The organism is Elongatibacter sediminis, from assembly GCF_037892215.1.
Classification (GTDB): domain Bacteria; phylum Pseudomonadota; class Gammaproteobacteria; order Xanthomonadales; family SZUA-36; genus Elongatibacter; species Elongatibacter sediminis.
Genome location: NZ_JAZHOG010000001.1, coordinates 592201 through 618673 on the forward strand (window position 1 = coordinate 592201; position 26473 = coordinate 618673).

The window sequence follows — 26473 nt, forward strand, 5'->3', positions numbered from 1 at the left end:
TTACCGGCTCGTCCGGTCGATCACCGACCGCACCAGGAAAGCGTACGTCCTCATGTGCCGACGCGCTTCCCGCAGCTCGCGCCCGGCCTGCTCGGCGCCGACCGGTTCCAGGGTCAGTCCCGACGCCTCCGCCCGTTGCTGCAGCAGCGGATCCTTGAGCACATCCATCACAGCGCGCTCGAGACAGGCCGCCTCCGCCTCCGGCAGTCCCGCAGGCGCCACGATCGTGCGGCCGGCCAGCAGGATGGACGACACCGCCGCTGCGACGTCGGCCACGCCGTCCCCCTCGTTCCCTTCCCCCAAACGGCTGCTGAAGTCAGACAGCCCCGGGACCCGGACCGCAAGTGGCCCCGATGACCCGTCAGCCGGCGCTCCGGAAACCCACAGCAACGGCCGCAGCTCGCCCGTAACCACGTACGGCATCACCGAATCGAGAGTCTGTACAATGACATCCACCTCACCGCGCACCGCGGCGTGCACGCGGGCGGTGCTGCCCACATAGCCAGTCACCATCGCGTAATCCAATCCCAGGTGGTGGGCGACGATGGGAAACACGAAAAAGCTCGCGGAACCGGCATCGCGTGTACCCGCGACCACGGGCCGATCGGCCGCCACGCGCAACAGTTCGGCCGCATCACCGATGCCCGAGTCATGGCCGGTGAAGAGCAGCATGCGGTTGCTGACCACCCGGGCGAGCAGCGTGAAATCCGTTGACGGGTCGGGCGCCTGCTGCCGGCCCGACACATGGGCGGCGAGGAGTCCCGGGGCGTTGATGAAACCGAGGGTCCGCCCGTCGGGACGGGCGTCACGAATCGCGGCGGCACCCACGATGCCGCCCGCCTGGGGCCGGTTGTCGATCAGTATCCGGGCTCCGAGCCGTTGCTCCAGATAGGGCTGAATCAGCCGCGAATACGCGTCGTAGCCGCCACCCGGCTTCGATGGCACCACCCAGCGCAGGGTTTGGTCCGCGAGCATCTCGCAGGGGGTGGCGCCCGCTTCGTCCGCCATGACCAGGGCGCAGACCGCGAAAACGATACCGGCCACACGGCCGCGCCCGTCAAACGCCATGCGCACACGCCCCAAACCGTTCCGGTGCCCGGAATTCCGGCCGCAGCGAATGATCAGAAGTCAAAACCGATGCCGGCCAACCAGGCCCGGCCCTCTCTTGGATTGCCCAGCCGCTGCACATAATCCTCGTCGAACGCGTTGGAAACCGCGACGTAGGCTTCCCAGCGCCCGGCGAATGCGTGACTGGCCCGGGCGTTGAACACGAGGTAACTCGGCACACGGGTATGCACTCCGTCGCCAGTCAGGTCGTACAGCCCGGACACACGAATACTGTTCACGGAAATCAGTGTATCGGCAGTCAGACGATAACGCAGTTCCAGCATCACCGTATGCCGGGGCCGGCTGCGTAATTGGCGGGACGTGCCGTCATCCAGCTTCTCTTCGGCATCCACGCAGGTATAGGCCAGCCCGGCGAACAGATCGTCACTGATCCAGCCCCGGCTGGCCAGCTCGATGCCGGACAGCGTCACCCGGTCGAGGTTCTGGTACAGGGAATCCCGGTTCGGGCGTTCGATGAGATCATCGACATCGCTGCGAAACAGCGACAGATCGCTGCTCCATCCCGGACGATGCTCGTAGCGCAGACCCAGTTCGTAGTTGTTGGCGGTCTGTTCCTTCAGGTCCGGATTGCCCCAGCGACGGCGATACAACTCCCTGAGCTTGGGAAAACGGGTGCGCTGCGCGGCCGAAGCGTGAATCGATAACGGCCGGGAAACCCGCCAGGCCAGGGCAATCTGCGGATTGGTGGCGCTGCGTGTCCGGTCCAGCCGGGTCTGATCGAAGTAGGTGTGGATCAGCCCGGCAGCCAACGACAGCCGGTCATTGATCCAGTACTGGTCCTCCACGGCCAGGGTCCAGGTGGCGAGTTCGGCCTTGTTGCCGTTCTCGAGTTCACCTTCGGCCATATACACGTCTTTCTGCACGCCACCACTGATCACCAGCTGGTTGTGGCCGGAGGTTTCCAGTGTGGCGTACAACTTGCCACCCAGGGAGTAGTCTTCGGCCGTTTCGATCTCGTCGACCTCGCCGTAGCTGGCATCGGTATAGGCCGTCAGATCACTGTCGTAGCTGTTGTAGTACAGCTTCGCGGTAAGCGGCAGATGCGCAAAACGGTTGGACACGCCCAGGGTGGTGCGAAGGGAATGCGTCAGCCGCTCGAAATCCGGGTCGTCGGATCCCGCCTCGGGCGGCAGACCTTTTTCCGCGTCACTGACATTGAAAAAGACCGACGCGTGACCCAGCGGGGTTTCCGCCGCATCCAGGCTGACGAACAGGTTGCTGCGCCGGAAATCACTGTTCACGCGGGTGCCGGCCGGCTGGTACGCCACGGCGTCGAAGCCTTCCGAAAGCGAATAGTCATCGGCCCTCTGGTAACTGGCCGACGCGGCATAGCTGACACTGCCGTTGCCACCGCCGGCGCTCGCCCGGATCAACTTCCGGCCATCGCTACCCAGTTCCGCGCCTCCTGCCAGGTAGTCATCATCGACCCGGGTCTGTGGGATCACGTCGATGACCCCGCCCATGCCGTTGGTGCCGTATATGACCGAAGGGGCGCTCTTCATCACCTGGATGTTGCGAACCGCAGTCAGCGAGATTTCGTTGAGGTCGACCGTGCCTTCGAACCCGGACGCAATGGGAATTCCGTCGTACAGCACGAGCACGTCACGATCGCGAAATCCGCGGATCCACGCCCGGGAATCCGCGGACGATCCGCCGATCTGAACGTTGACCCCCGGCACGTAGGTCAGGGAGTCACCCACGGTATGCGCATTCCATGCGGCGAAGTCGGCTGGTGTGACATCGCGCACGATGACCGAAGACGGAGCACGGGCCCGCCGTCTGGTCACGATGATTTCGGGCAGCGGAAAAGCCGTGCCAGCGGATTCAGCGGTCGACTCATCCGGGGACGGCCGCGGGTTCGCTTCAGCGCCCGACGGCGAATTCACTTTTCCAGCGTCATTCTGCAGTTCCGCACTGCCCCAGGCCGCGACACTGGCCAAGCAGGCGGTTGCGGTGAGCAACAGACGAATGAGAGCCCACCCGGGAAGGTGCATGTTGGAGTTCATCTTCCGGCGCAGGTCGCGATTGATCATGAATTTTTCAAGTGGCCACTGGGTTTGCGATCGGGTGTTCCGGAGCCTGTCTGATTCAGGGCGCCCGGCCCCCTTTCGCATTCAACATCACGACGAGGTCGCCGCCGCCAACCGTGCCGCGGAAGGTATGCATCAAAATATAGTCTTCACACAATTTGGTCCAGATCCCGGGTAAGTCGCCCGCCCAACTTCGGGGCAGCGAGTACACCAGCCAGATTCGCCGGTGGTTGTGTTCCAGGTCGTTGAGTTGACTGAGACTCTGCAGTTCGCTCCAGTCCAGTCCGAGGTATTGTCTCATCGGTTCCGCGACTGCGTTTGAAGCCAGCACCACGTCGCCAGGCTGCCAGCGGCTTTCGACGAACGCCGCCGCGCCCTCGTAGTCCTGTTTCGGTTGCCAGGCGCCTGGAACCATCACCGATGTAGCAAGCGCGACGGCCAGGCCCAGAGCGGTCAAGGAGCGCCGGCCGAGCCACGGCACGACGATCCGCCCGAGCGCAAAACCGCCACCCACCCCGATCAGCAGCATGAAGACCATGGAGCCGAAGAAAAAGCGCGGAAAGACGACCGCGTTCACCGCCGCCGCGATCAGCAGGATCGCGACCATGGGTAATATCAGGATGGCGGTCGCAACCAGGCCGCGCCGCAGCCATGCCACGACTCCGAATCCCGCGACCAGCCAGGCCAGCAGGGCGACCGGCCAGCCGCCCGGGACCGCGCGCAGCCCACCAGCCCAGAATTCACCCGCCATCCAGCCCAGGGACGGCAACGTCCCCGGACCCGCCCGCTGCGCCGGTACGTCGACGAATTGAACCACCACCGGATCCAGGGCGGGCAGGTAGAGCAGCAAGCAGATCCCGCCCGCCAGAACCAGCGCCGGCAGGGTCGCCAGCGGCACATCCGTCGATCCCGCGCCGCGGCGATACAACGTCAGCACCAGCCAGATCAGCCCGTGGGACACCATGACCGCGGCCCCCATCAGGTGCAACCAGCAGGTCAGCGCGGCACAGACCGCGTAGGCGATGATCGTACCGTAGCCCGCGGTTCGTGGTGACAGCAGACGGATGAACAAAATGGTGGACAGCACCGATCCGAACAGCAGGCCGGAGTAACCCCGGGCATTTTGCGAAAACCACACGTGGTGATAGCTGAAGGTCAGAAAAGCCGTGGCCACCCAGGCTTCCGACCGTGAAGCGAGTTGGCGGCCAAGGTACCAGGCCGCCGGAATCGTGGCGATACCGAACAGCGCGGCGGGCAGCCGCAAGGCCCAGGCGCTGGCGCCGAACTGTTCGACGCTGAAATGGGCCAGAACCGAATACAGAATGTGGTTGTTGCGGGATCCGTAATCGCCAATGATGTCCCGGACCGGCGTCAGAACGTGGTTGACCAGGGTCGCGATCTCGTCCACCCACAACCCTTCGTTCAGGCCGATAATCCTCAAGCCCGCACCCACCAGCGTGAGCACGACGATGCCGACCACATCTGCACGACGCCATTCCGGGGCCGGCTGCAGACCCTCGCCGCCCGGTTCTCTCACGCCACGCGCTCCCGGCTCCCCTGCGGTGCGCCCCGACACCGCGAAGCACTCGAGCCCAAACTGGCCGGAGACCCATCGAAAACGCGGCCACACCACACAGACTTTCGCCCGGCCGGTGTCGTTGGAGTATCATCCGCACTGGCAACCAGGCAGGGGGAGACGATGCAAGCAGCCAACGATGCCGCGGTCCGATGCCCCGCGGCCAGCGGATACGAACGAGGTACCTTCGGCCGATGAGCTGGCGGCATTTCGCCTACGTGCTGTTCCAGACGACCCGGGCGTCGTTTCTGGCCGAAGAGAAAAATTCTTCGCTCGGTCTGATCTGGCATCTGCTGAACCCCATTCTGATGACGGCCGTTCTGTTCATGGTCTTCCGCAATGTCGACCGCCTGCGCGAAATCGAACATTACGAGCTGTTCATCCTGATCGGGCTCGTCCATTACAACTTCTTCATCAACTCGACAACGCGCTGTGCCCAGAATTTCCTGCGCAGCCGTTCACTGATACTCAACACCACCGTGCCGCTTCAACTTCTGGTGCTGCGGCAGACCTGCATCGAAGGACTCACCCTGTTCATCGAAATTCTACTTGTCCTGGTGCTTGGAGTCTTCATGGGCGCGAACCTCGGAGGCGCGCTGCTCGTCTATCCACTGGTATTCGCCGGCATCCTCGCCCTGTCGCTGGGCGCTTCCCTGCTGCTGTGCGCCCTGGTGGTATTCCTGTCCGACCTCAATTACATCTGGAGCCTGTTCTGCCGCATGCTGTTTTTCGTCACCCCGGTGTTCTTCGACCCGCAAATTGTCGGCGACGGGCTGGCCCGCACGGTCGTGGAGCTCAATCCGCTGACCGGCCTGATCACCCTGGCGCGGGACACCCTGCTCTATGGCGGTGAAATCGACCCGCTTGAAACCGGGCTGGCGCTGATGGGATCGATGCTGGTACTGGCTTTCGGCTGGATCCTGTTCAGAACCACCAGCCCGCGTATTCCGGACTACATCTGAACCCGAACCATGGCCATCCGTCTCAACTCCGTCAGCAAGGCATTCATGGTCTCCGACCGGCGCCGGCGCCCCCTGTACCGTGAGCTGATGAGCCTGCGAAACCACCAGCGCCCCGAGGGTCGCAAGGTCGTTCTGAACGATCTGCAACTCGAAATTCCGGATGGATCGCGGGTTGCCGTGATCGGACGGAACGGCGCGGGCAAGTCCACCCTGCTGCGATTGATCGCCGGAATCTACCGCCCGAATTCCGGCTCGGTGGACGTGGACGGCCGCCTGTGCTGCTTTCTCGAGCCGGGCGCGGGCGCGGCCTCCGCGCTGCCGGTGCGCGACAATGTATTCCTGTACGCATCCCTGGCCGGCCTGGGCTGGCGGGAAACCCGGGACAGCCTGGAGCGGATTCTGAAATTCTGCGGGTTGGAGAACCAGGAATTCACCTGGGTGGAACACCTGTCCTTCGGCATGCAGCAACGGCTGTTCATGTCCATCCTGATCGAAACCATGCGTCTGCAGCGAGCCGAGGTATTTCTGTTCGACGAGTTTCTGATGGGCGTGGATCAGGCTTTTCGGGGCAAGGTCGAGGACGCACTGATCCACTACCCCGGCACGAACCAGATCGTTCTGCACGCATCCCACGATCACGAATTGATGCGGCGAACCTGCCCCAGCGCCATCTGGGTGGAGGATTGCCGAATTCGCTCCTTCGGCCCCACCGAAGACATTCTCGAACGGTATCGGCATGACCCGCACGATGGCTGAAGACCTTCCGCCGGATATCGCGACCGGGCCAGGGGCCGCTGATGTTCTCGTTTCGGTCATCGTGCCGGTACACGGCGGGGCGGGTGACCTGGATCAATGTCTCACCGCCATTCACCGATCCGACTGGGCGACCCTTGAAGTCATCGTTATTGACGATGCCTCACCCGCGTCCGATGTCGCCGCGGTCATCGAGCGGCACGGTGTGCGCCATCGACGAATCGAGCGTCGCTCAGGTCCGGCAGCGGCACGCAATGCCGGCGCCGAACTCGCCCGCGGCGAGATTCTGTTCTTCACCGATGCCGATGTCGTGTTGCACACGGACGCCATTGCCAAAGCCGTCAGTGCCCTGCAATCGGACCCGGAACTCTCCGCGGTGATCGGCAGTTATGACGACACGCCCGCGCACCCGTCATTGCTGTCCCGCTACCGCAACCTGTTTCACCACTGGAACCACCAGGTCGGCCGGGAACAGGCGTCCACGTTCTGGTCGGGTTGCGGCGCCATCAGGCGCACGGTGTTCGCCGAGGCCGGCGGTTTCAACGCCGATTACCGCGAGCCGAGCGTGGAAGACATCGAACTGGGTTACCGCATCCGGCAGACCGGTCACCGCATTCGCCTGCACAAGGCCATGCTGGCCACCCATTTGAAACGCTGGCGCTTCGGCGACATGATCAGAACCGACATCTTCCGTCGCGGCGTTCCGTGGACGGCGTTGCTGTTGCAACACCGTTCGGCGCCACCGGATCTCAATCTGAACCGGCGCGCACGGGTCGCCACCGTGGCGGCCGCGCTGTTTCCAATCGCCTGCATACTGGCCATATGGCAGGGCGGTGCCACGGCGCTGCTGCCGACCCTGATCCTGCTGGCCGCGGCGGCAATCAGCGGTTTAGCGAACTCTTTCGACACTGCCGCGGGCGCCCCCATGAAACGCGGAAACGCCCTGGTATCCGCCAGTGTGTGGATCGGCGTCGGAGCGGCATTGGCCGCCCTGATCTGGACCACGAGCCTCTGGGCCCTGGTTCCGCTGGGCCTGATTGTGGTCGTCGTCACCACACAACGCGCTTTTTACAGACTGTTGGCAGATCGTGGCGGGCCGGGATTCGCCTTTGCCGCGATACCGCTGCAATTGCTTTTCTTCATCAGTTGCGCCGTGTCGGTGCCGCTGGGCTGGCTCAGCTGGCTAGGCCAGCGCCAGGCCGGCCGGAAACACTGAAGAACCCTAGTCCGCCGCGGGGGCCGACCCCAGTTCCTTGTCCAGGGTACGCTTCCACCGCAGCGCATCGGTCATGTACGGATCGAGACGCAAAGCCTCTTCGAACCATTTCCGCGCCTCGATCATCCGTGCCCGATCGCCGCGCTGCAGCAGCACGCGCAGTTCGCCCTCACGGAACGCGATCCTGGCGGGCTCGCGCTCCGCTTCGATGGCGGCCTCCAGCTGGGTCCGAGCATCGTCCTGGCGGCCGTTGCGCAGGTAGAAACGCGCCAGGTTGGCGTGGGCCAGCGCCTTTCCCTTGTTGTTTAACGTGGCATTGATGAAGGCGCGCTCGGCCCTGGCCACCTGGCCGCTCAACGCGTACGCGATGGCGCACTGGTTGCTGTACTTGCCGTTCACCCGCTGCGCCGCTTCGTGCCGGTCGCAGATTTCCACCACCCGCTGGTGGTTTCCGGCGGGCAGGAGGGCCGCGGTAAGCAGTTGCAGGGTTCGCGGCGAGCGGCTGTTTTTGTGGTATTCACTCTCGTACAGGGTCACCTCGTCCACCCATTCCGAATTGCGCGCCCAGCAGACCGGGGTCAGAGCCAGCACGGCAATGAGAACGGGAATGCCGGCCGCCCCCGGGCGCAAACGCCGCTCCACGAAACCCAGGGCTAATGCAAGTAACAGAGTCAGCCCCACAGACGGGAAGTAGAGATAGCGTTCAACGAGATGCGGCTGTTCCCCCGGCGCGCCGACCAGCCGGCTGGCCGGCAAAAACGCGAGATAGAAAAACGCGAGGCCGAGCAGCAGACCGAAACGCCGGCGGACGGATGCGGCGAGCGCGACGAAAACCAGGGCGGCCTGCAGCACAAATGCCAACCACTGATACCCTCGCGACTGGGCTGCGTGTTCCAGGGTCAGGGGGTGCGGCCACAGTACCAATCTGAGGGAATCGGCCCACACGCTCGCCGCGCGCAGCACGATGTTCCAGGTCGGCAATTGCAACAGGTTCAGGATTTGTGGCGACGGCCGGTCCTCCCCATCGGACTCGACACGCGCCGGACCCGCATCCGCCAGGCCCCCGTCCGCCAGACCTGTATCCGCCAGGCCCGCATCCACCGGACCCACATCCACCGGGCCCGCATCCGTCAGGGCCTGCATCCGCAGCCAGAAGTACAGGGCCAGAGGCACCAGCAGGCAAAGCACTGGCAGGCTGGCGCGCAGGCGCGCCCGCCAGTTGCCGTCGGTCAGCACGAACAGGTAGATGGCCGCGATTCCCGGAAGCACGACGGCACTTTCCTTGGAAAGCATGGCGACGAAATAAGCGCAGGCCATGCCGGCCCAGGCAAGAAAGGGCTGATGCCGGACCCGGGCGAACAGCCACCAAAGTCCCGCGACCCCGCTCAATGCCACCAGCATGGACGAGCGGTTGAACACCGAATTGACCACTTCGCCATGCACCGGATGGACGGCGAACACCAGGGCCGCCAGGAAAGCGCACCAGACGGGATTGGCCCCATTCCCGTGAAACGTCCGCAACACGTGAAGGACCCAGCCGAAGACCGTCAGGGTCACCAGCACGTGCAACAGGATATTGGTCAGTCGATAGCCCTCCAGGGACGCGCCGTGGAGTTTCCAGTCCAGCCAGATGCTCAACAACAGGACCGGCCGATAATGACCACTGGTGACGCCGGATCCGGCCCACAGGTCTTCGGTGAAAAATCCCGGTATGTCCCCGATTCCGGAAAAACGGTCTTCGCCAACAAAAAAACGGTCATCGACGACCGGCGAGTCCGGCCAGACGTTGGCATAGGCGGCGAACGCGGCGCCGGCCAGAACGAACACCGCCGCCAGCAGCCAGTTGCGCTGGATTTTGTCCGCGGTGGCCGTCATCCACCGTTGCGCCGGGCGGCGACCCGGTTATAAATGAATGCGACGACCCAGCCGACGATCGCACCGAGCAGCGCCGCGTAGAAAAAGCCCAGAAATGCCCCGGCCCAGGTCACCGAATAGCCCGGCAGGAAATGGCGCAACAAGCCCAGGGTGGGACCCACGGGGTCACCGCCCCGAATCACCAGCCATACGGTGGCGACGAACAAGCCGGTACCGGCCGTGAGTCCGATCGCAATCGCCATGACGGACGCGCGCAACCGCGCGATGGCCTGGTTGATCAGCGCCCAGTCAACGTCCTGACTCCGCTCTTCTGAATTCATCGGTTCACGTCGCTTACGTTTTTATCAACATTCTCGAATATCAGGTAGAGCTCGAGCCGTTTCCGCAACGCCCGTTCCTGCCACCCTACCACGGTGTTGATCAGGCTCGCCATCAGCCAGCCGAACCCAAACGCCAGCAGGCCGGTTTCGATCATACCCACGACCGCGCCGCCCCAACTGACCCGGTAACCGATGATGTAGTAACTGAGCAAGGCCAGGTTTGCGCCGACCGAATCGCCCCCTTTGAGCAACAATACGGCGGTGGCGCAAAACAGGCCGAGGGCGGCGGGAACGGCCAGTGCGATGCCGAGCGCCACGGGATCGTAGCGCGCGAAGGCTTTTCTGAGGGTTCGGGCCGCCCGGTTTTCCTCCATCCGCTGCGGCACCAGGCGATCGGAAGTCCTGACCGCTTCCGGGCGATTGTCCCCGCCCTCCTCGAGGTAGGTTTGCTCGACGTTCACATTCCAGACGTCGTAATCGGCGCCGGCAATATTTCGCGCCGCGTAGATGGCCGTCACCATGGAATGATCCTGGTTGTTGTACCGATGCTGACCATTGCGTCCGGCCAGCTGCAGATTGCGCAGTCCGGCAACGTAATCACGGATGATCTCCATGCGCTCGTGATGGTCACGATCGTATACCGGGTAGGCCTTCGGCATCCGGATCACGACACCGTCGACCACATCCGGCGACTCGATGAGACCCAGCGACGCACACTCCGCGATACCCAGAGCGATCAGGTCTGCGTCGGCCATGCTCCACAGATCGTCGTTTTCCTGTACGAAGTATTCCAGACCGATGCAGCTCCGATCAGGGTCCGGAACCATTTCCGGACTCCAGGCCTTGTAATTCTGGATGCGACCCACGCGAACCTGTTCGGAATGAATGTAAATCCAGTTGTCCGGAAACGGCTCGGGGCAGTCGAGGATGAGGCCAACCGTCAGGAAATCGCGGTACCTGAGATCACGCGCGGCCTGCAGCACCCGTTCGGGGGGCGGCGGATCCAGTGCCTCGAACAGGTCGCGAATCGCCATGGTCGAAATGAACGACGAGCCGGCCATCTCGACGACGCCCTCGGGCGTATCCACCGTCACCGACCGCACCTGGCCGTCCTCGTGGCGCACACCAATCACGCGGTGCCCGAACGCGACCGGTCGACCGGCATCGGCGAGAACGCGCGCGGCCCGTTCCCACATCATGCCCGGACCGAGACGCGGATAATGAAATTCCTCGATCAGGGTCGACGTGATCTGGCCGTCGGTGCCACGATTACCGAGAAAGGCTGCCTTGACCACGGTGACGAGATCCAGGTTCTTGATGCGCTGAGCGGCCCAGTCCGCGCTGATTTCCGAGCAACGCATGCCCCAGACCTTTTCGGTATAGGTTTTGAAGAAAATTTCGAACAGCCGGCGGCCGAAGCGGTTCGAAACCCATTGCTCGAAGCTGTGCTCTTCGCGATGCGGAAACAGCTTGATCCAGGCGAAGCTCAGGCACACCCGGACGCTCTCGCGAAAACCCAGGTTGCGCAGTGCATTCAGCGGCTTGAGCGGATAGTCGAAGAAGCGGTCGTTGTAAAAAATGCGGGACAAGCGCGGACGCACCAGAAAATCATTCGGCAGCATCTCCCGCCACCAGTCCTGCACCATCCGGACCTTGGTGAAAAACCGGTGCCCGCCGATATCAAAACGGTAATTCCGGTACTCGACGGTGCGCGAGATTCCACCCACCTGGTGGTCGGCTTCGAGTACGACGGCGGCGTGTCCCAGCCTGTTAAGCTCGTGCGCCGCCGTCAGACCGGCGGGTCCGCCCCCGACGATCACGCACGGTTCGGCGCCGCCAAGCCGGTCCGCCGGCTGTTCCTCCTGCTCATCTCGCATCTGCAATCAGGGCTCTCGCGCTCACGTCCTCGGGTTGCTCAGTGACAGACGCCCAGAGGGGGGTCATGCCTCGCCAGTTCCCTGCATCAGGTCGCCGAACTGCTCGCGCAGGGCGGCGACCAGTGGCGCGGGCGCTTTCTTCACCGACCCGGCATCACAGGGTGGCTGCGGATCATACTCGATGATCAACTGGGCCGCCTGTGCCGCTTCGTCGCCAAATTGCTCGCCCACCAGAGCCAGAGCCATGTCGATACCCGAAGACACGCCGGCGGCCGTCCAGACCTTGCCGTCGCGGACCACCCGTTCTTCGACCGGCGTCGCACCGAATGCTTTCAATGCGTCCAGGGCCAACCAGTGGGTGGTCGCACGCCGGCCCTCGAGTACGCCCGCCGCACCCAGGCCCAGCGCGCCGGTGCACACCGATGTGGTCCAGGTACTGGATTCATGCGCCCCGCGAATCCAGTCGAGCACTGCGGGATCGCCAGTCACCGACTCGGGGAACGGCGTGCCCGGAATGATCAAAATGTCCGGCTGTGGCACCTCCGCCAGGGTGAAATCCGCCATCAGCCCGAGGCGTTTGAAATCCGACCGTATCTCGCCTTTTTCGCGAGCCACGAAACACACTTCCACGCCGGGCACAGATTGCAGCACCTCGTACGGACCTATGGCATCAAGGACGGTCATGCCGTCGAACAGCAGTATGGCGGTTTGCATTTGATTGCTCCGGGGCAAACGCTGGAAAGGCTCGCGCTCTGCGGGCGACGGGCGACCGGGGGCAGGCGGTGAGCCTGCAAGCCTGGTCCATGCCGACGCTTTGATCTGGCGCGAGACCCTCGTTCGGAATACCGTTACCATAAACCGGGGTGCGCAAAGATTCCATACGCCAGGGAAGGAGAGGATCACGGTGAGCTTGACGAAGCGGACGGAAACCCGCTCAATAACCCGGTCAACGACCCGGTCAACAACCTTTCCCACACCACCCTGTGGCGGACCATCGACGGGACCCGGGCAAGGAGATCGGTTGCGGGCACGCGGAGTCCTCCCCGGGATTCCACTGCACAAACGTATTGAAGAAAAACAAAGGTAACGGCATGAGCGACGCCATCGACCGCACAAAACGAAACCTGTTGCGCTCAAGCCTGGCCGCAGGCGGCGGCCTGGTCCTCCCCGGACTGGGAGCGGCCGGCATCGCCAACCTGCTCGCAGACGCCGGCAACACGCTTTCCACCGATCTGCTGATTGTCGGCGCAGGCCCCTTTGGCCTGGCCCTGGCCGCCTACGCGCAAGAGCACGGCATCCATCATCAGGTGGTCGGAGTGCCCATGGGTTTCTGGCGTGAACACATGCCCGAAGGCATGCTGCTGCGTTCGACCTGCGACTGGTCACTCGATCCTCTCGGAATTCACACCATCGATGCCTATCTCACGACACTCGGCCGCCGCTGCCGGGATGTCGAACCCCTTTCGCGGGGCTTCTACCTCGACTACGCACGCTGGTTTCAGGAACAAAAAGCCATCTACAGCCGGCAGACGACCATCACCCAGCTACTGAGGGACGGCGCCGACCTGATCGCCCTGACCGACACGGGCCAACGGATTCGCAGCCGCAATGTGGTACTGGCCCTCGGTTTCGGCAACTTCGCCTATACCCCGCCGGAACTCGCACCCCTGTTTCCTGCCGACCGGTACGGACATACCTGCGACCGGGTTGATTTCGGACAGCTTCGGGATCGCAGGGTGCTGATCATCGGCGGACGCCAGAGCGCTTTTGAATGGACGGCATTGATCCGCGAGGCCGGCGCGGCGGCAGTGCACGTGGCCTATCGACACGACACGCCGCTGTTCGAAACCTCCGAATGGGGCTGGGTCAATGACATCGTCGACCGCCTGAGCACCGACCCCGCCTGGTACCGGCGACTCACCGATTCGGAGAAGGCCGATCTCAACCGCCGCTTCTGGGAGGAAGGCCGACTGAAACTGGAACCGTGGCTGGCTGACCGGATCGATCACCCCAACGTTCATCTTCATCCGCATACGAACGTTCGGGATACCCACGACGGGGACGGCGGGATTCGCGTGACCCTGGACAACGAAGAGGTCCTGACCGTGGACGAAGTCGTGTTCGCCACCGGTTACCGGGTGGATCTCCAGCGGGTGCCGTTACTCACCGAAGGCCTGCTGAGCGAGCTGAACATCCGGGACGGGTTTCCGCAACTGGACCCCGGGTTCCAGACCCAGGTGCCGGGCCTTTATATCACCAGTCTCGCGGCGACGCGGGACTTCGGCAGCTTCCTGGCATTCACCGTGTCGGTGCGCGCCCAGGCGCAGATTATCGGCGAAGCCATCCGCGCCCGCCTGGCCACAACCGCGCTTCCCGGCCCCTCGCTTCTCCCGCGGAATCCGGCCGTGGCGTAAGACCGGCTTCTTGCCGGACGAAAGCCCCGGGTGTCCGGTGGCTGGCGTCCGGTGCGCGAGTTTCGCTCAGTAACCCGCCTCACGATCGACCACGCTCAGCAACGGTTCGCCCAGGGTGTAGCGACGCAGGTTTTCAACGGCAATGGCCAGGGCGCGGCCGCGCACTTCGTCGGTATGTCCCGAAACGTGCGGCGTGATGATCACGTTGTCCATCTGCCACAAGGAATGCTCCGGCGGCAGCGGTTCGGGGTCCGTGACATCCAGGCCGGCTCCGCCGAGCGTGCCGGACCGCAGCGCCGCGACCAGGGCATCGGTATCCGTGGTGCCACCCCGCCCGACCGACACATAGAAGGCTCCGGGCTTGAGGGCCGAGAAAAACGCCTCACCCACCAGACCGGCCGTATCCGGTGTCAGCGGCAGGGAGTTGGCCACCGCATCGGCCCGCGCGGCCAGTTCCAGCGTCTCGTCGCTCAGACCCACGTATTCGACAAAATCCGGACCCGATCGGCTGGAGTTGCGGGTGGCGATGACCCGCATGCCCAGGCCGTGAGCCCGGCGCGCGATCTCAGTGCCGATTCCGCCCAGACCCAGCACCAGCAAGGTCTTGCCGCGCACGTTTACCGCCTCGCGCTGACCACGCGACCAGCGGCCCGCCTGCTGCTCGCGGACGTAGAAATCGAGGTTGCGGGTCAGGCCCAGCAACAGGGCGATGGCGTGCTCGGAGATGTCCGGCCCCATGCCCCGCTGGTTGTTGGTGAGCAGGAACTCGCGGTCCCGCACGTCCGCGGAGAATGTACAGCGATCCACCCCCACGGTCAGGCTGTGCATCCAGCGCATCGCGGGGGCCGCTTCGACGATGGCCGGCGTGCAGCGGCTGATCACCACGTCCGCGTCCGCCAGCGCTCCGAGGCCTTCCTCGCCAAACGCCACGACCTCGGCACCGCCGGCCACGGCCCGTGCCGCGGCCAGCGCTTCTTCGCGTTGCGCCGCGGTGCCGAACGGGCTGAACGCGATCCGCCGCGGCGGCGCCCAACCGGGCCGTTCGCGCGCGGGGACGGAATCCTCGACCAGGCCGAGTTGTTCGATCAGACGGTCGATCGATTCGGGAGAATACGGCGATTCGTCAGCAACGACACTCGTAGCCAGGAAAGCCAGCAACAGGGCGAGGCAGGGAAAACGTTTCATCGTTCGGGACTCCGGGATTTGCAAGCGGGTCGTTATCGCGGACCCCGAGTATACACAGGCCCCGCAAGTGCGGAATCCGCGTCCGGTTCGCCGTGCACGGCGCAAAACCAGGCCGATTTACCGAATCCCCGACCGGGATTCAGAAGTCGTAGGGCCCCGCCGCCATCACTTCGGCCGGCAGCCAGGTTTCCTGCAGGTGCAGCCAGCTCAAGGCGTCGCCCCGCCGAAACAGGACCGTGGAAATGCGGCCGTTGTCCGCCGGCTCCGAAGCCAGCGCGTTGCGCTGCCATTCCTCGTAGGTGGCGAGGACGTGGTCCGGCCAGACGCGCCGCACCGTGACGTTGCGGATCGCAATCCGGAACGCCGGGTTGTTGCCGTGACTCTGCCGAAGCATTTCACTCAGCGCTTGCAGATTCAGAACCATCCCCGCCGGCGGAATCAGAATCATCTCCTCGTCCATGCGGTGGAGAAAGAGTTCGTCGAAACGCTCCGCGGGCAACTCGCCCGTGAACCACCCCACGAAGAATTCATGCAGCGATTCGATTTCATGCTTCACTGCCTGTTCCACGGATTGTGACATCGAGGATTCCTTTATGACGGGGTCGATTTCACGCCCATGGTAACAGTCTGCGCGGCCCGGAAATCCGCTGCCGTGTGGGTTCATGGGCCTGAAATGTGCACAATGGTGCCAACGGGGTCGCTCTGGAATCACTCGACATGACCAACACCGCCGACCGGAATCCGACGGTGAACGCCTTGCTGGGCGTGCTGCTGGTACTGCTGGCGCTTCTGTCCTGGCAGTTGATCGGGCACATGAAAACCCAGCAGTCCCTGAGCCAGGACCTGGCCGAACTCAGGCACGTTCGGTACGGCATGCTCAATGCCGACATCTGGGTCAACCAGGTCAGTGAGATCGTCGAAAACCAGGTGCGCGATCTCGAAATTCAGGGCGCGAAACGCGAGTCGGTCCGCCACGCGCTGGAAAACATCCTGGACACCCTGCTGACCGCCGCCGACGAATACGTTCGCCTGCAGAACACGACCGGGGACTGGTGGGACCGGACCACCGGGCGCATCAAGGAAGGCATGCGCAACACCCTGATGGACATCGACACCGTCAAGGCCGGCATCCCCCAGTACGCCGACCGCATCCTGCTGGAACTGGACAAACCCGAAACCCGCCGCCAACTCAGTGCCTTTCTGGTCAGCCTGCTCAGCGACATCACCGAGGAGACTTTCGGCCAGGTCGATGACAGCGTGCGCCAGGACATCCGCGAACGGCACGGCTGCGCCGGATCGATCACCGAGTGCAAGGCCCTGATCAACGACCGGTTGGCGCATCACCAGGGCCGTTCCCGCAACCTCGCGGGCCTGGCCCTGATCTGTGCCCTGCTGATGCTGCTGGAAGTGAAACACGCCGGACAGGCGGGTAACCGTGCCCAGTGGATCCTGCTGTCCGGGGCGGCTGGACTGCTGCTGGCCTGCGGCATTCTCACACCCATGATCGAGGTGGAAGCACAGATCAACCAATTGAGCTTCACCCTGATGGGCGAGCCGGTGAGGTTCTACAACGAGGTGTTGTACTTTCAGAGCAAAAGCATTCTCGACGTGGTGTCCATACTGACCGCGACGCGCGAACCCGACATGGTGCTCGTCGGCGTGTTGCTGGTCACGTTCAGCGTGGCCTTTCCGCTGCTCAAGCTGCTGGCCTCCATCGCCTACGCCTACGACCTGCGCGGCCTGCGCCACAACGCCTTCATCGAGTTCTTCGCACTGAAATCGGGCAAGTGGTCGATGGCCGACGTCATGGTGATCGCCATCCTGATGGCCTACATCGCCTTCAATGGCATGATCAACAGCCAGTTGAACCTGATCAGCCAGGGCGCACGGCGCGCCAGCGTGGAGGTTCTGACCACGAACGGGACGACCCTTCAGCTCGGCTTTTTCATGTTCCTGTCGTTCTGTTTGTTCAGCCTGCTGGTCTCCACCCTGATGGAAACGGCGATCTCATTGGACGAAACTTCGACTCAGCGGGAGTGATCGGGCCCGCCGCGACCGTCCTTCCTGTCGGCAGCCGCAACTACGGCCGATTGTCCACCACGATCTCACCGTTCTGGATCACCAGGACCACCTCGCCCAGCGCCGCGGGGTCCCGGGTCGGGTCACCGCGCACGACCAGTACGTCGGCCCGCTTGCCCGCTTCCAGGCTGCCGATTTCATCCGCCTGGCCCAATGCGGCCGCGGCATGGATCGTCGCCGCCTGCAACACTTCCGCGGGAGTCAGCCCCAGGTCGGTCAGCGAGCGGATGACGATGGGCATCGTGTAATCCGGGGCCGCACCGGGAATGTCCGAGGCATAAACGGGCAGCGCACCGTTCGCCAACAGGTACTGTACGTTCTTGCGCGTCCAGGAAAACGCAGCCTGCTGTTCGGGACTGCGCTGACCGTTGCGGATGGCCTCTTCGGTTTCACCGATGGTGATACCGAGCACGAGGCCTTCGGGCACTGCCCCGGAAATCACCCGCCACTCGCCAGTCGTGGTGTCCAGGGTACCGGCCGGCGGGTGCAGAAAGCCGTCGACCCCGGCGTCCATCAGGGCCGCGTAACCCGCGGTATCGGAATTGTGAACCAGCACCGGGAGACCCGAAGCCCGGGCGGTGTCGACCACGGCGGTGACCACTGCCGGATCGACGCCGGACGCATTGGTCATGCTGTCGTAGACGATCGCATCCACCCCGCTCGCGGCGTAACGCTGCACTGCCGCGACCGCGCTGGACGGACTGTCGATCTGCACCGCGACATGATCGTTGCACCATTGCTTCGGCTCGCCTTTAAGACGTCCGCAAATGTAATGCCAGCCGGGCGCCATCAACACTCCGCCAGCGGCCAGCAGGCGCGGCCCGCGCAACTCGCCGGATTCCAGCCGGGCGCGCACCTTCAGGATGTGCGGCCAGAAATCGATCGCCGCGAGCAGGGTCGTGAAGCCGTGATCGAGGTAGTCCTCGAGGTCGGCGGGCATTTCCCGCATCAAAAAGGCCTCGGCGTCCGCATCGCTGGTCGGAAACGCCGGGCCGTCGCCGGTCAGATCGAAAAACAGATGAACGTGCGGATCGATCAGCCCCGGCAGAACCGTGTAGCCACGCCCGTCGATAACGACGGCGTCTTCCGGCGGTTCCACGTCTGTGGAAACCGCGGCGATGCGATCGTCCCGGATCACCACGTTTAAGCCCTCACGGGCCACCGGCCCGGTTGCGGTGAAAACCCGCGCCCCCGAAATCACCAGATCGTCGGCGGCCAGAGGTCCGGCCAGGCAGCCGCCGACAAACCCGACCAGTATCGCTCGCAGTGTGAAATTCATGTGCACCTTCTCCCCGGTTTGCGCCCTGCGCCGTCCGGTTTCTGTCTTTAGCGTTACCGCCTCAATATCGAGTCCACGGCTTGTGTGACGATTCCGACCGCGGGGCCTTCCGAATCCGTTACGTCGAAATGATCCGCCCCTTCCGGCAGGGTCAGTTCAACCGCATCGCCCGCGGTACGGGCGGCCGCGGCGTATTCCCGGGTCATCGCGATGCGCCATTCGCCGTCGGCCGTGCCGACGATCAACACCTGGGGAATCCCGAACGGCAGCAGCCGGGCCGGATTGGTCTCGGCGAAACGCGATGCCGCGGCGGCCCGGGAATCGACCCCCAGGAGTTCGAGAACATCGGTTCGGTCGCCCAGTTCCAGCGAGCGCTCCAGATCGTTGACACCGGCCAGCGAGACCACGCCGGCCAGCGGCAGCGGATCGGGGGTGTACAACGGGCTGGATTCCGGCAGGTTGCCGCGTCCCGCCACCCACAGGGCCAGGTGGCCGCCGGACGAATGCCCGACGACGACGACCTGCTCGAGATTCAGGGGATGAGTTTCGGCCAGGGTCCGCAAATGGTCGGTTCCGGCCGCGACATCGAGAAAGGTGCCGGGATACGCGCCGCCCTGGTTACCCATGCGCCGAAACTCGAGATCCCAGGTCGCGAACCCCTCACGGGTCAGCGCTTCGACGAAGCGGTTGGTGTAATCCTTGGTCCAGTCCACCTTCCAGCCGCCGCCATGGATGAAAACGACCACCGGATGACCCGCCGCAGGAGCCTCGGTTTCCGGCAGGCGCAGGTCGCCAAACTGTACGGCGCTGTCGTTGGCGTAGCGCACCCGGGCATCGGGTTGCGAATCCGGCAGCCACAGAACGGTGTCCAGCGGCGGTGGGTGTCGGTACGGTTTATCCATGACTTCGGGCTCCGCGCCCAGAGGCAGCACGACGCCCGCACACAGAAGCGTCGTCATCCATTTAGTACGAAACAGGTTCACTTGGCGACGCCTCCCAGCGACTTTTTTTCATCTGAAAATGAACTGGCTTGCAGCCGACACGACACACTTCTCTTCTGGGGCGATCCGCCCAATTTCCCGGCCACCGGCATTCAGCATCGCTCTATACTGTACTGGTAATCACCGAGGGACCCAAGACATGAAACCAATTTTCGCCGGGTATTCGAGATTCCCGCAGTTCCTGCTCCTGATCGCCATGGGCGCGCCGCTCGCGTGGGGTGCGCAAGCCCCCCGGATCAAGTTCGACCACGTCCACACCTACGCCGAGGTGGTCAGCTACCTGGAAGAAGTCGTCGCAGCGTACCCGGAGATCACCCGGCTGCACACGATCGGCCAGAGCTACCTCGGCAAGGATCTGCTGGTGCTGGAACTCACCAACCGGGAGACCGGCGACGGTCTCGACAAACCGGGATACTGGATCGACGGTAACCTGCATGCCGGCGAAGTCGCCGGCGGTGAAATCGCCCTGCACACCATCAAGACCCTGACTTCCGGCTATGGCAGCGACCCCAAGATCACCTCGGTGCTGGACGACAAGGTGTTCTACATCATGCCCAAGCTGAACCCGGACGGCTCGGACCACGTCATCACGCGGCCCGATAACCTGCGCAGCGTGGTGCGGCCCTTCGACGACGATGGTGATGGCCAGAAGGACGAAGACCCCGGTGAGGATCTGAACGGCGACGGCTACATCACGATGATGCGGGTGCGCGACCCGAACGGCGCGCTGCGGACTTCCCCGGATGACCCGCGCCTGATGGTGTCCGTCACCGACGGTGACGACCCCACCGACTGGCAGGGCGAGTGGACGGTGTACACCGAGGGCGTGGACAGCGACGGAGATGGCCGGTTCAACGAAGACGGGGTCGGCGGCATCGACATCAACCGCAATTTTCCCGAGAACTGGCAGCCGCACCCGATTTCCTATCAGCCGGGACCCTACCCGCTGTCCGAGGCCGAGTCCCGCGCGGTGGTCGATTTTCAGCTCACCCTGCCGAACCTGACCGGCCTCATCAACTACCACATGTCCGGCAACGTGGCGGTGTATCCGCCGTCGAATCAACGGGTGGACCCGCTGTCCGGCGACAAGGTCCGCGCTTCGTTTGAAGACGAGAAAATCTACAAGCGCATGGGCGGCAAGATCGCCGACCTCGTCAAAGACGACGTGGAGGTCAACGTATTCAAAATCCACGGCGCCTCACCGGCATCCTGGCACGGATCCATCTGGGGCACCTACGTGGACTGGGCCTATTTCCAGAACGGAATCTTCAGCTGGATCTTCGAGTTCGGCGTCTATCCGCAGACCACCGCCGCGCTGCCCGCCCGGCCCAGTGAAAGCGAACGCCTGCGCATCAGCGACAAAATGGGCGGCAAGCTGTTCGTCGACTGGCAGCCCTACGACCATCCCCAGCTCGGCGAAGTCGAAATCGGGGGGTTCCTGCGCAAGATCTACATGCCGGATTACGGCACCTACACCAGCATCGGCTGCCTGCCCGGCGAGCGCTACGACCGGCTGCTCGAGGCGCACACCAACTGGCACCTGTATCTGATCGAACAATCACCACTGGTGCGCGTGACCGAAACGCAGGTGGAAGCGCTCGACGGAGACCTGGTGAGAATCCGGGCCCGGATCGAGAACACCGGCCTGCTGCCCAGCTACGTGACGCAGCAGGCGCTGGACACCGGCATCGCGGTACCGGTGCGCGCCAACATCGAACTGCACAACGCCGCCCTGCTTTCCGGCTCGGCCAGCATGGAGATCGGCCACCTGGAAGGCGGCTCCTCCCGGTCTGGCAAACGCCGCGCCTGGGTGGAATGGCTGGCGAAAACACAGGCCGGCAACGGCACGCCAATGGCGACGGTGACCGCCGTTTCGCAGAAAGGCGGCACGGACAGTCGCAACCTGGAGCTACGCTGAAGGCAGCTTTTCTCCGGTTTCAGGCCAGGCGGTTGAGCGCTTCCCGGAGTGCTGCGGGAATAGGCGTCGGACTCATGTCCTGGCGACACACGAACACGTGAACGAAGTAGCCCCAGGCCGCCGGCTCCGGCTCATCTGCGCGGAAGATACCAACGCCATAGCGGACTGATGTGTTGCCCAGCCGCTCGACCCGTACGCCCGCCTCGATCGGCTCCGGGAAAGCCAGTGGTGCGCGATAAGTGCACCTGGATTCCACGCAGACCCCAATAACGTCCGCGGCCTGGATGTCCAGCCCGCCCTCGGTGATCAGGAAGTGATTCACCGCGGTGTCGAAATAGGAGTAATACTGGACGTTGTTGACGTGCCCATAGATGTCGTTGTCCATCCAGCGGGTACCAATGGCGTGGAACCAGGGAAATTCGGCCCGGCCGGGCGGTGTGTCGCTCATGAGATCAATAGCACAGTGACTGGGAAAAAAGGTGGTTCAACAAGGCATCGTCCACGGCTACGGGTGCATTGTCCAGTAAACGGCGCTGCACCGCCGCGCCCTCGGTGAGCCGGCCGATGTCGGAAGCCGCATAGCCGAGTCCCGCGAGCCCCTGGGGCAGGCCGGCGGCCTGCATCAGCTCGATCAACCGCGTTCCGACGATCTCACCCGCATCGGCCTCGGCAGCCTCGGCGACATCGGCTCCGAGCCAGCGGGCGCCGTCGAGATGACGCTGAGGTGACGTGGAAGCGGTCTCGGCGAACACCGCCGGCGCGTTCAGAATCACCGACATGCCGTGCGGCACCATCGGCTCGGTCCGCGGATAATCCGGCGGCCGGTAATCGCGCACGTTACCGGCCACCGCGTAGGCCATGCCATGCGGCAGATGTACGCCGGAGTTGCCGAACGCGATGCCGGCCAGGGTCGATGCCCACATCACCTGCTCGCGAGCCTCGTCGTCCGCGGCATCGTCGATCGCCCGCAGCATGTATTTGCCGAGCAATTCCAGAGACCGCGCACAGCCCATGTCGGACCAGGGGTTGGCACCCTGACTGAGCGGACGTTCGGCGCCGGGTTCGTGCGGGCGCCGGGTATGTGGCCGCGCGGTCAGCGACTCCAGTGCATGCGACAGCACATCGAAGGCCGAGCAGGCCAGCACCATGCGCGGCAGGTGCCGGGTCCAGTCCGGATCGATCAGCGCGAGGTCGAGCCGCAGCCGCCGGGATGCGATGCCCGTTTTGGCGTGCAGCGACAGATCATCGAAAATCGCGATGCCGGTGCATTCACTGCCGGTACCGGACGTCGTCGGGCAGGCGATGTGCGGCCGCAGCGGTCCGGGCACCGGCTGCCCCGCGCCGACCGGGGCATTGACGTAGGTGTCGAATGCCGCGGGATGGGTGGCGTAGAGATTGGCCGCCTTGGCCGTATCGATCACCGATCCGCCGCCGACGGAGACGTAACCGTCGACCCTGGCCTCGCGGGCGAAAGCGATGGCCGCGGCGAACGAACGGTCGGTCGGCTCGATGCGCACCTCGTCGAACACCTCGAAACCGATTCCGGCAGCGGCCAGGCTCGCCAGCGCACCCCTCATGGGCGGCAATTCCCGGACCCGCGGATCCGTAAACACGGCCACTCGGCGCAGTCCCAGACGGTGGGCCTGCGGACCCAGCTCCCTCATGCAGCCGCGCCCGAAGGTAATGGCCGACACATCGACCGCGAACGCGGCGTCGCAGCCCGGATCGGGATGGTAGTGGTGGCAGCAACTCATGGAAACTCGGGGCCCGTCAACCCGATGAGAACGGTCGAAAAGTATATACCAGCGGGGCGCGCCCGCCAGGGTGAAACTCGGGGTCGGAAAGGGCCGGGCTAAACGGACGCCTCGGTCGCGAGGATCAGCGACCGCCGACCGTGGGCGAACCCACCGTCACCAAGAACCCCGGCCAGACCCGCCGCACCCGAAGGCGTGGTGGCCACGCCAAACTGCCCCAGGCGCTCGACCGCCCGCTCCGCCGCCGTATCGCTGACCGTGATGAACCGGTCGGCGCTGCGGCCGAGCACGTCCAGAGCCAGTAAGGAGGGCACCTTGCAATCGAGCCGTCCCATGACCGATTCGGGACCGTGGACCCGCACGAGCCGGCCTGCGGAATGACTCTCACGAAGGCACGGGGCGGCTTCCGGCTCCACCACGATCACTTCCGGCTGCACCGGCCAGTTGGAGCGGATCATGTACGTCATCGCGGCCGCCAGGCCGCCGACCCCGGCCTGCAGGTAGACGCGGTCCGGCCAGGCCGAATTCCGGGCGAAGCCTTCACGCAGTTCTTCTGCGATCAGGGTATAGCCTTCCATCACCAATGCCGGCGGATCGAGGTACCCGGGCCAGGATCCATCGGCCAGGAGCATCGCCCCGCTGGATTCCGCGTCCTGCATCGCGACGTCGACACTGGCCTCGTAGTCCGAGCCCGAACGGCGAACTTCGGCCCCTTCACCGGCCAGGCGCTCCACGAAGGCCTCGGGTACGGTCTCGGCCAGGTGCACCCGTGCGGACGCGCCGATCCGTCGCGCCCCCCGCGCGACCGCGAGCCCGTGATTGCCGGCGCTCGCGCACACGAACGTCAGCCGGCCCGCGAACCGGCGCACGTCCGGCCGATTGAGTTCCGCCACCGGGAGGTGCTCCCCGGTCTCCCGATACCACCTTTCTCCCACCAACCGCGAAACCGCGTAAATGCCCCCCAGGGCCTTGAACGCCGGCAGGCCAAGGCGGCTCGTTTCATTCTTGATCAATAACCGGAACCGGGGCTCCGGCTCCACCTCGAGTACAGCCGTCGGCCGGTATTCGGGATCCGGTGCGAACAAGGCCAACGGCCGGGCCGGGTCCGGTTCGAACCGGACTCCGTCACGATCGAGCGCGGAATAGTCGCGGTGCAGGTTCATAACTCAGGGCAGCTGGAACCCGAGTATGTTCCAGTAGGCATAGAACCAGCACATGAACAAGGCGCAGAACGACACCAGCGCATGCGCCAGCCGGACCGTCCGCCCACCGAGGCGGGGGCCACTCCAGACCCCGATGGCGTGGTACACCAGGTAGGCGGTCAGCACGGTGGCGATCAGTGGCAGGACCAGAGCGAACTTGAAGGAAAACGGAACCTCGTTGCGCAACTGGCCCGCCACGAAGTGCAGCACCCAGGCCGCCGCCACGCCGACGGTCAAATGGCTGGCCGCGGCCCAGACCGCGGCATCGATGGCCCGGCGGTCGGTTCGAGGCAGGAGGCCGATGGCGCGCCGCCGCATCAATCGCAAGAGCAGAGTGGCGACGAAGACTCCGCCGCAAAACCACAAGAGGGGTTGCATGAAAAGCAGGCGTTCATACCAGGGCTTCTTGCGCAGCGACATGAACGGCCATTCGTCCATCGTAAACCCGGTGATGGTCCCGGCGGAATCCTGCTGAAACGCGAGCAGCCGCGGCCGAAACCCGCCGCCCAGGGTGTAGTCGCCATCGAGTTCACGAAACAGGTTGGTTTCGACCTCCACGTACTGCTTGGAATCCGCGCCGATCACCAGTCGCAGCGTATCGTCCGCCGTCGCTTCGACGTGGAAGGCGTCCGCCATCGAGAAGGCTTTTTCGATGGTCGAGAAGTTGCTGCGCCAAAACCAGTACTCACCCACGTACTTCCCGGCACGCGAGGCGAAATCCGGTGGTGGCACGGGCGGCATTTCGTCGTTCGGGAAAAACCGGTCGTAGAACGCGTTTTTGAACGTGGACCGCACCACACCGCCGCCGCCTCCGCCGAAGGAAACGAAGACGACGAGACTGTGGGCGGGATCCAGTATCAGTTCCGAATGAAACCACGCGGTGTCACCGTCGTGGCCCAGCAGGCGAATTCCGTTGCGTTCGTTTTCGTAGAACCCCAGGCCCATGCCGTTGAGCCGATCGTCCTGGGCGAACTGGCGCGTGAGCATGGCCTCGACCGATTCGGGACGGAGGATTCGCCGGCCGTCCAGTTCGCCCCCGTTGAGTATTGCCTGTCCGAAGCGCGCCAGGTCGGTCACCGATGCGCTCATCGCACCCGCGGGCGCGAAACTGATAATGATTTCGAACGGCTGCTCAACGTAACCGCCGCCGGCGGCGGCATAGCTCGCGGCCATCTGATTCTTCAAGGCTGCCGGCAGGGGCTCCTCGAAAGTGGAATCGCGCATTCCCAGGGGGACGAGTATGTGTTCGCGCACGTACTCAATATAAGGTGTGCCCGTCACATTGGACACGATGAGACCGGCAAGCGCGGTGCCGTAATTGCTGTAGGCCGTGAATGTTCCGGGTGGATTGACCCGGGCCGGCTGGTACCGGGCCATCGCTTCGGCCAGCGGAAGGGCCCGCTCGGCGTCGTCGATGATCAGGTAACCCATGCCGCCGTCGTCGAAACCGGGTGTGTGGGTCATCAGGTCCCGCAGGGTGACCGGCCGCTCGAAGGTATCGGCGATCCGGAAATGCTCGAGCCACGTATTGACGTCGGTATCCAGATCCAGGCGGCCCTGCTCGACCTGCTGCATGACCGCCACCCAGGTGAAAAGCTTGGACACCGAACCGGGCCGGAACAACGTCCGGTACGGATCCACCGGAATACGCCGTTCGATGTTCTGCCAGCCGTAGCCCCGGGCGAGAACCAGTTCGCCATCCTTCATGATGGCGACAGCCCCGGAAGGGCTGTTGTTGTTTTCCATCAGGGGTGGAACCAGCGCGTCGACGAAGGCCCGGAGTTCTCCGGGCCGTTCCAGGTCGGCAGATGCATCCGTCCGGGTCGCTGCTGACGCCACGACCGGCGCCAGCAACAGCAACACCGCCCCCAGGCAACCGAACCGGCGCCTCATGTGCCTCGCGC

Annotated in this window: 21 protein-coding genes; 6 read left to right on the forward strand and 15 right to left on the reverse strand. The window is 64.2% G+C overall.

Features of this window, described 5'->3' with window-relative positions; genetic code table 11:
* Genes V3330_RS02300 through V3330_RS02310 form a run of 3 tightly spaced genes read right to left on the reverse strand, consistent with a single transcriptional unit; the run spans window position 1 to window position 4695 of the window.
* Entirely contained in the window at window positions 1–1068 is a 1068-nt protein-coding gene (locus V3330_RS02300; RefSeq protein WP_354693764.1) for a tripartite tricarboxylate transporter substrate-binding protein, read from the reverse strand.
* A gap of 53 nt (window positions 1069–1121) precedes the next feature.
* Entirely contained in the window at window positions 1122–3161 is a 2040-nt protein-coding gene (locus V3330_RS02305; RefSeq protein WP_354693765.1) for a TonB-dependent receptor plug domain-containing protein, read from the reverse strand.
* Window positions 3162–3216: 55 nt separating this feature from the next.
* Entirely contained in the window at window positions 3217–4695 is a 1479-nt protein-coding gene (locus tag V3330_RS02310) for a glycosyltransferase family 39 protein (RefSeq protein ID WP_354693766.1), read from the reverse strand.
* 233 nt (window positions 4696–4928) lie between these two features.
* Between V3330_RS02310 and V3330_RS02315 the strand changes: the two genes are divergently transcribed.
* From V3330_RS02315 to V3330_RS02325, 3 genes are read left to right on the forward strand one after another with little or no spacing between them, the layout of a single operon-like run.
* Window positions 4929–5696 carry an ABC transporter permease gene (locus V3330_RS02315; RefSeq protein ID WP_354693767.1) on the forward strand — a complete coding sequence of 256 codons (768 nt, stop codon included), beginning with the start codon at window positions 4929–4931 and terminating at the stop codon, window positions 5694–5696.
* Window positions 5697–5705: 9 nt separating this feature from the next.
* The gene (locus tag V3330_RS02320; RefSeq protein ID WP_354693768.1) at window positions 5706–6452 is read left to right on the forward strand and encodes an ABC transporter ATP-binding protein; all 747 of its coding nucleotides are present in this window, start codon (window positions 5706–5708) and stop codon (window positions 6450–6452) included.
* A complete protein-coding gene (locus V3330_RS02325) occupies window positions 6445–7665 on the forward strand; it encodes a glycosyltransferase family 2 protein (protein ID WP_354693769.1) in 1221 nt (406 codons plus the stop codon). The genes V3330_RS02320 and V3330_RS02325 overlap by 8 nt, the downstream gene beginning before the upstream one ends.
* Before the next feature lie 6 nt (window positions 7666–7671).
* Here the strand turns inward: V3330_RS02325 and V3330_RS02330 are convergent, their stop codons facing one another.
* The 4 genes from V3330_RS02330 to V3330_RS02345 all read right to left on the reverse strand — a co-directional run bounded on the left by V3330_RS02330 (window position 7672) and on the right by V3330_RS02345 (window position 12451).
* Window positions 7672–9540 (reverse strand): hypothetical protein, encoded by a 1869-nt coding sequence (locus tag V3330_RS02330; RefSeq protein WP_354693770.1) that lies wholly within the window; start codon window positions 9538–9540, stop codon window positions 7672–7674.
* Window positions 9537–9860: a hypothetical protein gene (locus tag V3330_RS02335; RefSeq protein ID WP_354693771.1), complete on the reverse strand. Its 324-nt coding sequence runs from the start codon at window positions 9858–9860 to the stop codon at window positions 9537–9539. Before V3330_RS02335 ends, V3330_RS02330 begins: the two co-directional genes overlap by 4 nt.
* On the reverse strand, window positions 9857–11737 hold the full coding sequence (locus tag V3330_RS02340) for an NAD(P)/FAD-dependent oxidoreductase (RefSeq protein WP_354693883.1): 1881 nt from the start codon (window positions 11735–11737) through the stop codon (window positions 9857–9859). The genes V3330_RS02335 and V3330_RS02340 overlap by 4 nt, the downstream gene beginning before the upstream one ends.
* A gap of 63 nt (window positions 11738–11800) precedes the next feature.
* A complete protein-coding gene (locus tag V3330_RS02345) occupies window positions 11801–12451 on the reverse strand; it encodes a DJ-1/PfpI family protein (protein ID WP_354693772.1) in 651 nt (216 codons plus the stop codon).
* A gap of 377 nt (window positions 12452–12828) precedes the next feature.
* Here V3330_RS02345 and V3330_RS02350 point away from each other — a divergent pair, with 377 nt between their 5' ends.
* Window positions 12829–14151, forward strand: a complete 1323-nt coding sequence (locus tag V3330_RS02350; protein WP_354693773.1) for an NAD(P)-binding domain-containing protein — start codon at window positions 12829–12831, stop codon at window positions 14149–14151.
* 66 nt (window positions 14152–14217) lie between these two features.
* Here V3330_RS02350 and V3330_RS02355 read toward each other — a convergent pair whose 3' ends face one another.
* Both V3330_RS02355 and V3330_RS02360 read right to left on the reverse strand, forming a co-directional pair.
* Entirely contained in the window at window positions 14218–15336 is a 1119-nt protein-coding gene (locus V3330_RS02355) for a D-2-hydroxyacid dehydrogenase (protein WP_354693774.1), read from the reverse strand.
* A 139-nt stretch (window positions 15337–15475) separates the two neighbouring features.
* The gene (locus V3330_RS02360) at window positions 15476–15916 is read right to left on the reverse strand and encodes a hypothetical protein (RefSeq protein ID WP_354693775.1); all 441 of its coding nucleotides are present in this window, start codon (window positions 15914–15916) and stop codon (window positions 15476–15478) included.
* A gap of 137 nt (window positions 15917–16053) precedes the next feature.
* Between V3330_RS02360 and V3330_RS02365 the strand changes: the two genes are divergently transcribed.
* The gene (locus V3330_RS02365; RefSeq protein WP_354693776.1) at window positions 16054–17376 is read left to right on the forward strand and encodes a paraquat-inducible protein A; all 1323 of its coding nucleotides are present in this window, start codon (window positions 16054–16056) and stop codon (window positions 17374–17376) included.
* Between the two features lie 40 nt (window positions 17377–17416).
* Here V3330_RS02365 and V3330_RS02370 read toward each other — a convergent pair whose 3' ends face one another.
* Window positions 17417–18694, reverse strand: a complete 1278-nt coding sequence (locus V3330_RS02370; protein ID WP_354693777.1) for an amidohydrolase family protein — start codon at window positions 18692–18694, stop codon at window positions 17417–17419.
* A gap of 53 nt (window positions 18695–18747) precedes the next feature.
* Complete coding sequence (locus V3330_RS02375; protein WP_354693778.1) at window positions 18748–19596, reverse strand: alpha/beta hydrolase family protein; 849 nt, start codon at window positions 19594–19596, stop codon at window positions 18748–18750.
* Between the two features lie 238 nt (window positions 19597–19834).
* Here V3330_RS02375 and V3330_RS02380 point away from each other — a divergent pair, with 238 nt between their 5' ends.
* On the forward strand, window positions 19835–21613 hold the full coding sequence (locus tag V3330_RS02380; protein ID WP_354693779.1) for a M14 family metallopeptidase: 1779 nt from the start codon (window positions 19835–19837) through the stop codon (window positions 21611–21613).
* A gap of 19 nt (window positions 21614–21632) precedes the next feature.
* Here V3330_RS02380 and V3330_RS02385 read toward each other — a convergent pair whose 3' ends face one another.
* From V3330_RS02385 to V3330_RS02400, 4 genes are all read right to left on the reverse strand, one after another.
* A complete protein-coding gene (locus V3330_RS02385) occupies window positions 21633–22061 on the reverse strand; it encodes an acyl-CoA thioesterase (RefSeq protein WP_354693780.1) in 429 nt (142 codons plus the stop codon).
* A gap of 4 nt (window positions 22062–22065) precedes the next feature.
* Entirely contained in the window at window positions 22066–23367 is a 1302-nt protein-coding gene (locus tag V3330_RS02390) for a hydroxyacid-oxoacid transhydrogenase (RefSeq protein WP_354693781.1), read from the reverse strand.
* 98 nt (window positions 23368–23465) lie between these two features.
* Entirely contained in the window at window positions 23466–24530 is a 1065-nt protein-coding gene (locus tag V3330_RS02395; RefSeq protein WP_354693782.1) for a pyridoxal-phosphate dependent enzyme, read from the reverse strand.
* A 3-nt stretch (window positions 24531–24533) separates the two neighbouring features.
* Complete coding sequence (locus V3330_RS02400; protein WP_354693783.1) at window positions 24534–26462, reverse strand: serine hydrolase domain-containing protein; 1929 nt, start codon at window positions 26460–26462, stop codon at window positions 24534–24536.
* Window positions 26463–26473 lie beyond the last annotated feature (11 nt).